Source organism: Malikia spinosa, from assembly GCF_002980625.1.
Classification (GTDB): domain Bacteria; phylum Pseudomonadota; class Gammaproteobacteria; order Burkholderiales; family Burkholderiaceae_C; genus Malikia; species Malikia spinosa.
The window spans coordinates 1-2,482 of record NZ_PVLR01000099.1; the positions used below are offsets into that span (position 1 = coordinate 1).

A 2,482-nucleotide genomic window follows, 5' to 3' on the forward strand; every position below is an offset into this window, starting at 1 on the left:
CGCCCATGCTGGGCGCACACGCAAAAAGGCCGGCTTGCATGCCGGCCTTTTGCATGGGTCGTGCCTCAGGCCGGTTCCGGCGCTCCGACGGCGGCGCGCGCAATCGCCTCGGCGACCTTGATGCCATCGACGCCTGCCGACAGGATGCCGCCGGCATAGCCCGCGCCTTCGCCGGCCGGATAGAGTCCCGCGACGTTCAGGCTCTGGCAGTCTTCGCCGCGCGTGATGCGCAGCGGCGAACTGGTGCGGGTCTCGATCCCGGTCATGACGGCGTCGGCCATGTCGTAGCCCCTGATCTTGCGGCCGAACACGGGCAGGGCCTCGCGCATGGCGGCGACCGCGAAACCGGGCAGCACCTGGCTCAGGTCGCCGAGCTTGACGCCGGGCTTGTAGGAGGGCTGGACCGCGCCGAACTGTTGCGACGGCTGGTCAGCCAGGAAGTCGCCGACCAGCTGGCCGGGGGCCTGGTAATCGCGCCCGCCGACCTCGAAGGCCCGGCTCTCGAGCTGGCGCTGGAACACCACGCCGGCCAGCGGGTGCGTCTGGCCCTTGGCCTGCAGCGCCTGCGCCTCGGCGGCGTAGCGCGCGCCATCGGCGGCGCCGAAGGCGGCGATCCAGGTCTCGGCATCAAGCGGATAGTCGGACGGGTCGATCGCGACCACCAGCCCGGCGTTGGCGTTGCGCTCGGCGCGCGAGTACTGGCTCATGCCGTTGGTGACGACGCGCTCGGGCTCGCTGGTCGCGGCCACCACGGTACCGCCCGGGCACATGCAGAAGCTGTAGACCGCACGCCCGTTATTGGCGTGATGCACCAGCTTGTAGGCGGCTGCGCCCAGCAACGGGTGGCCGGCATGGCGGCCCCAGAGCGACTGGTCGATCACGCTTTGCGGATGCTCGATCCGCACGCCGATCGAGAACGGTTTCGGCTCCAGGAACACGCCGGCGTCATGCAGCATCGCGAAGGTGTCGCGCGAGCTGTGGCCGAGCGCAAGCACGACCCGGCGCGCCGCCAGTTGCTGGACTGCGCCCGAGGCCAGGTCCAGCACCTTGAGGCCGCGCACGCGCTGCGGCTGGAAGCCTGCGGGGGCAGCAGCACCAGTCGGCGCGGCTTCGAGCAGCAGCTCGGTCACGCGCTGCTCGAAGCGGATCTCGCCGCCGAGCTCGATGATCTTCTCGCGCATGGCTTCGACGACCTTGACCAGCTTGAAGGTGCCGATATGCGGGTGCGCCATGTAGAGGATTTCGGGCGGTGCGCCAGCGTCGACGAATTCCTGCATCACCTTGCGGCCCAGGAAACGCGGGTCCTTGATCTGGCTGTAGAGCTTGCCGTCCGAGAACAGGCCGGCGCCGCCTTCGCCATACTGCACGTTCGATTCGGGCGTCAGCACCTTCTTGCGCCACAGGCCCCAGGTGTCCTTGGTGCGCTGGCGCACCGGCCGGCCGCGTTCGAGCACGATCGGTTTCAGGCCCAGCTGCGCCAAGGCCAGCGCCGCGAAGATGCCGCAGGGGCCGAATCCGACCACCACTGGCCGTTCGGCCTGGTCTGCCGGCCAGCCAGCGGGTGCATGGGCCGGCGCGTGCCAGCTCATGTCGGGCGTGCGCTGGATATGTGGATTCTTGTCGAATTTCGCCAGCAGCTCGGTTTCCTGCGCCGGCTCGGCCAGGCTCAGGTCGCAGATGAAGACCGCCAGCAGCTCGGCCTTGCGCGCATCGAAGCTGCGCTTGAAGACCTGCAGCTCGGCGATCTGTCCTTCGGCGATGCCGAGCGCCTGCGCGGCGAGCCGGCGCAGTTCTGCGACCGGATGCGGCGTCGGCAGCCGGTCCGCGTCGGTCTCGGTGGGGGCGTCAGAGGCGCGACGGGTCTCGACCGGCAGCGCGGTCAGCGGGAGTTTGAGTTCAGAGATTCGGATCATGTTGGCTCGTGGTGATCAAGCAATCGAGCCGCCGATGATAAGGACTTTGCCCGCTGGCCGTCGCACCTATCGCGCTGACGGCCTGCAGCCACCGGACTGGCCGGGCTGTGCGGTACGAGATGGAGGCAGGCTTACTTCTGGGCTGGTACTGCCGGGATGGCCGGAGTCGCTGGAGCAGCAGCGCTGGCAGGCGTCGCCGGCACGGCGGGTGCAGCGGGTGTGGCGGCCTTGGTTGCCGGAGCAGGCGCCGGCTTCTTCTTGGCGACCTTCTTGGCCTTCGTCGCCTTCTTGGGCAGGTCCTTGGCCGACGTCTGCGGCGCTTGCGCCTGCTTGAGTTCGGCCGGGGCGGCGGGCATCTTCGCTTCAGTGCCCGTGGCCTTGCTGGCGGGCGTGGCGGGGACAGCCGGCGTGGCAGGCGTCTGTGCCTGGGCGCTCAGGGTGATCGCGGCAGCGGACAACAGGGCAAACAGGGACTTCTTCATGGTGCGGGCCTCTTGATGGTGACTCAGGGACATCCCTGACAAGCTCCATGCTGATGACCCAGACTTACAACGGCTAACACAACTAGA

At 68.7% G+C, this 2,482-nt stretch carries 2 protein-coding genes; both read right to left on the reverse strand.

All coding sequences use genetic code 11. From position 1 onward, the window contains the following. Positions 1–65 precede the first annotated feature (65 nt). Positions 66–1,913, reverse strand: coding sequence for an NAD(P)/FAD-dependent oxidoreductase (locus tag C6P61_RS17520; protein WP_105731164.1), 1,848 nt, complete (start codon positions 1,911–1,913; stop codon positions 66–68). A gap of 131 nt (positions 1,914–2,044) precedes the next feature. After that, complete coding sequence (locus tag C6P61_RS17525) at positions 2,045–2,395, reverse strand: hypothetical protein (protein WP_105731165.1); 351 nt, start codon at positions 2,393–2,395, stop codon at positions 2,045–2,047. Positions 2,396–2,482 lie beyond the last annotated feature (87 nt).

Bases quoted from the DNA above. Each gene is read 5' to 3' on its own strand.
- C6P61_RS17525 (WP_105731165.1), bottom strand. From the start codon at position 2,395: ATGAAGAAGTCCCTGTTTGCCCTGTTGTCCGCTGCCGCGATCACCCTG.
- C6P61_RS17520 (WP_105731164.1), bottom strand. From the start codon at position 1,913: ATGATCCGAATCTCTGAACTCAAACTCCCGCTGACCGCGCTGCCGGTC.